The sequence below is a fragment of the Pseudoalteromonas sp. TAB23 genome (assembly GCF_000498075.1).
Lineage (GTDB): Bacteria > Pseudomonadota > Gammaproteobacteria > Enterobacterales > Alteromonadaceae > Pseudoalteromonas > Pseudoalteromonas arctica.
In genome coordinates this window covers 1-4,305 of the sequence record NZ_AUTP01000167.1, presented here as the reverse complement: position 1 = coordinate 4,305, position 4,305 = coordinate 1, and the positions used below count along the sequence as shown (strand labels likewise).

Genomic DNA, 4,305 nt, shown 5'->3' with positions numbered 1-4,305 from the left:
TATCTAGTTGTTCTAAATAAAAAATTTTTAACGACGTTATAGTGCAATTTAATTCGTTAAATTGATCAAAGATTTATGCAGGTTGGTATTACAACTTACATTGTGGGTTTTTACCCTGTGCTTTAGCTGTACTTTGCTCGCTAAGTGCTTTACTCATTTGTGCTTGTAAGTCTTTAATACGACTGCTTGGCGCTGGGTGAGTTGATAAAAACTCAGGTGTTGTACCACTACCTGCTGCACTCATATTTTGCCAAAGGGTTACTGATTCTTGTGGATTAAAGCCTGCTTCAGCCATTAAATCTAAACCAATTTCATCAGCTTCTGACTCGTGCGAACGGCTAAATGGCAAAACAACACCATACTGTGCGCCTAAGCCTAGACCCTGCATAATTTCATTACGGTATTGAATGTTACCCATTTCAAGTGCTGCACTACCAAGTTGCATACCGGTATCTAAAATAGAGCTTTGTGAAACACGTTCATTAGAATGCTCAGCAATTACGTGCCCTACTTCGTGCCCTAGCACTGTTGCTAGTTGGTCTTGATTGGTGGCTATTTTTAATAAGCCCGTATGAACCCCAATGTAACCACCAGGTAGTGCAAAAGCGTTAGCAGATTCATCTTCAAATACAACTACTTCCCAATTTTGCGACGCGTATTCTTTTGGTAATACAGCCACTACTTTTTCAGCAATGCAATTTACATATGCATTTGTTTTTGCATCTTTATTAATTGGTTGGCTTTTTTTCATATCTGCAAAACTAGCAGTGCCCATATCACTCATTTGTTGATCTGAGTAAAGCGCTATTTGAGTGCGTCCTGTTGGTGACGTTTTACAACCGACTAAAACGGCTGTCGCTAATACTGCAAGTACTAGTTTTTTCATGATAATTCTCTTAAGTAATGAATTTTTTATTGCTTGTAGAATAGCAAACACAGTACCAATTTAAAATATTTGCTTTATATACCTTTATATTAAAAAGATGCGATAAGACGATAAACTTAGCAGGCAAACTAAGTTTATCCAAATACAATGCCCTGTTACACTATAGCCCTTGTTTTTAGTGATTGTTGAGTTTACACATGGACGCCTCAGCCTCGTCTTTTAATACCCGTATTTTATTGCCTTTATTAGCCAGTATCGTGGCGATTACTCCTTTGGCTATTGATATGTATTTGCCTGCCATGCTGGTAATTGCAAGCGATTTAAAAACTAATATGCCAAATGTACAAATATCGTTGAGTATTTACTTAGCGGGTTATTCATTGGGGATGTTATTTTTTGGCCCTATTGCCGATCAAATTGGCCGCCGTAAGCTCGCACGTATTGGCTTAACCCTATTTGGCGCAAGCTCACTTGCACTCGCATTTACAACCGAAATCCATGCGTTTTGGACTCTTAGAGCAGTGCAAGCATTTACCGGAGCGGCAGCNCAACCGTAGTCGTACCGGGTATTATTCGCCATATTTATCAGCAAAATACAGCTAAGGGAATGTCGTATGTGTCGATGATCATGATGGTAGCACCGTTAGTAGCCCCCTCTGTTGGTTCGTTTATTTTAGGATTTTCTGTTTGGTCAACCATATTTTTGGTTCTTGCTGGATATAGCTTTTTAATATTAGCGTTTGTACAAGTGTATTTAATAGATATACCTATTCATAAAAATGAGAAAAAAGGCCTCGCTCTATTTTTTGATAGCTATAAAACTGTACTGAGTAATAAAGACGCACGTGCGGATATACTCAGTTCTATGTTTGTATCGTTTGGATTTTTTTGCTTTTTGACCTCAGTACCATTTATTTATTTAGATTTATATGAAGTGTCAGAACAGTTATTTGGTGTGTTATTTGCGTTTAATGTAATGGCGCTGATGTTTGGTAACTTTTTAAATACGCGAATTGTACCAAGGCTGGGCTCTCGAAAAATGCTCTATATTGGGCTTGTATGTGGGTTTGTATCGGGGCTTGCGCTGTTAACATTTAGCTTATTGCACTTATCACTTTATTATATTGTGGCTGCTATTGCGCCATTAATGATGAGTTTAGGTGTCACTGCAAGTAATGCTGATTCGCTAATATTAATGAAGTTTGAAAGAAACACAGGTACAGCAACGGCCGTAATTGGCACACTTCGTTTTGGTAGTGGTGCATTAGTTGGCCCGCTACTCGCCATTATGCACGCAAAAAGCGCAGTGCCATTTTCAAGTTTAATGTTTAGTGCTGTATTACTCACTATGCTCGTACAGCTAATTCACTATAAAAAAGACAAAAAAAATGCCTCAATATGAGGCATTTTTATCAAAGCTAATAACCTTAAATTAATTAAGCGTCAGCAGCTTTAGAAACCATAACCATTGCAGGGCGTAATAAACGACCATTCAATGTGTAACCTTTTTGCATAACAGCAAGTACTGTATTAGGTGTTACATCGTTACTTGGTTGAATTGACATTGCTTGATGAAAATCTGGATTAAACTGCTCACCTTGTGGGTTTACAATTTCAACACCAAATTTAGAAACAGCGTCATTAAAGCTCTTAACCGTCATATCGATACCTTCAAGCAACGGCTTTAGTGTCTCATTTTCTTTATCAGAAAATTCAATAGCACGTTCAAGGTTATCAATTACAGGTAGTAATTCGTTAGCAAATTTTTCTAGTGCAAATTTATGCGCTTTTTCTACATCTTGTGCTGCACGACGACGAATATTATCTACATCTGCTGCGGCACGAACAACACCGTCTTTTTGATCAGCAATTGTTTGCTTTGCAGCTTCAAGCTCTGCATATAACATCGCAATTTCTGCTTCAGGGCTTTGTTCTTGTTCTGCATGCTGTTCAGCGGCTTCTACTGCTGCTTCTACATCAGCCTGCATTTTAGAAATTTCTTCGTTTAATTCTACTTCTTGCTCAGGGTTTTGTGTCTGCTCAGACATAAAATACGTGCTCCAATTCTTTACAACTGCGGTAATTATGGGGATTGAATAAAAAGATTCAAGAGTTAGATGCCTCAATTAATTTAAATTCTTGAATTATTTCTTCAATCTGCGCTGATTTAGGACAAATGATACAAAAACGGCTTTGATATTCTTGATTTTTAAAGTACGGCACGCTTATTACAATTAATTCATCGCACTCAGTAAAAGGTAATTTTTCGCTATTAAGTACCGATACACCATTTTTAAAAGCAAGCTTATCTTCTACATAATTTAAAAACGAAACACCAATATTTAAACTTTGTTCGCAGTCTATTTGTTTGTAGAGGTAATTTTCACCAACAACAATACTATTATCTGAGCCTAATTTTTGGCTTAGTTGTCGCGTCCATTGATTAAGCGAATCATGACAATTTCGAGGCGCTGTATTTGCCATAGCTTGCATACGGTACAAACCTTCCATTAAGGTTTGTTGGCTAAATACAGTATTCAACCACGTGGCAAATTGATAACGAACAGAGTCTGACGAATCATGAGGTTTATCAATACAAATATTGTGACTCTGCCCTGCCCTATCTATTAATAAAATAAGCCAGTCGGTAGAATCAAAATCAAGCACTTCTACTCTAAACACTTGCTGTGAACTGGCTTGAGGTAAACCAACACAACAGCATACTTGATATTTTTGGCTTAAACCATGCGCTAGCTCAACGAGTTGTGACTGCTGTGGTTGCCAATAATTAGCAATATCAGCAAGCACAAAAAATTCGTCAAACCAATAATCAAACCCTTCATTTGTCGGCACTCGCCCTGCGGATGTATGAGGTGAATACAATAAGCCCACTTTTTCTAAGCGAGCCATAGCATTACGAACCGTAGCCGAACACACTGCCATGCCTTTGAGCTTGGCAATTTTTGTTGATGGAACAGGCAAGCCTTCACCATTACAGTACATGTTCATAACAGCTGAAAAAATTTGCTGATCTCGTGGGTTTAGTTTCATGGTATCTACATCTTGTTGCATGAAAGAGATATCGGGGCGTTTAGTTCTTTTTCAAGTCGTGCAGCTAACTCACTACGAATAAAATTGAAGGTTTATAATATTGCTATAATCTGTATTTTCAAACACTTCTGTTTTGAGTTACTCTACTATTATTAAATCTCTTTGTGCGTACATTATGGACTCTCCTTTTAACACCATAGGCCTAATTGGCAAACCTAATCACCCGGGAGCCGCTGCTACCCTTCAGCGTTTACATACCTTTTTACTTGCGCTTGGCTTTGAGGTAATAGTAGAAAAACGCACAGGGAGTCAGTTAGACGATATTCCGCATGACAAACTTGTTAAGTTAGTCGACTTAGGTGAACAAG

The 4,305-nt window shown here is 38.0% G+C and carries 3 protein-coding genes and 2 pseudogenes; 2 read left to right on the top strand and 3 right to left on the bottom strand.

Annotated elements, in window-relative coordinates:
- Window positions 1-88: 88 nt before the first annotated feature.
- Entirely contained in the window at window positions 89-886 is a 798-nt protein-coding gene (locus L654_RS0107410; protein WP_024607691.1) for a M48 family metallopeptidase, read from the bottom strand.
- 197 nt (window positions 887-1,083) lie between these two features.
- Here L654_RS0107410 and L654_RS01000000125700 point away from each other — a divergent pair.
- Window positions 1,084-2,288 (top strand): annotated as a pseudogene (locus tag L654_RS01000000125700) (Bcr/CflA family efflux MFS transporter).
- 34 nt (window positions 2,289-2,322) lie between these two features.
- Here L654_RS01000000125700 and grpE read toward each other — a convergent pair.
- Window positions 2,323-2,934 (bottom strand): nucleotide exchange factor GrpE, encoded by a 612-nt coding sequence (gene grpE / locus L654_RS0107400; protein ID WP_024607690.1) that lies wholly within the window; start codon window positions 2,932-2,934, stop codon window positions 2,323-2,325.
- 58 nt (window positions 2,935-2,992) lie between these two features.
- A complete protein-coding gene (locus tag L654_RS0107395) occupies window positions 2,993-3,958 on the bottom strand; it encodes an HrcA family transcriptional regulator (RefSeq protein WP_024590838.1) in 966 nt (321 codons plus the stop codon).
- Window positions 3,959-4,112: 154 nt separating this feature from the next.
- Here L654_RS0107395 and ppnK point away from each other — a divergent pair.
- A pseudogene (gene ppnK / locus L654_RS0107390) lies at window positions 4,113-4,305 on the top strand (NAD(+) kinase); the annotation flags it as partial.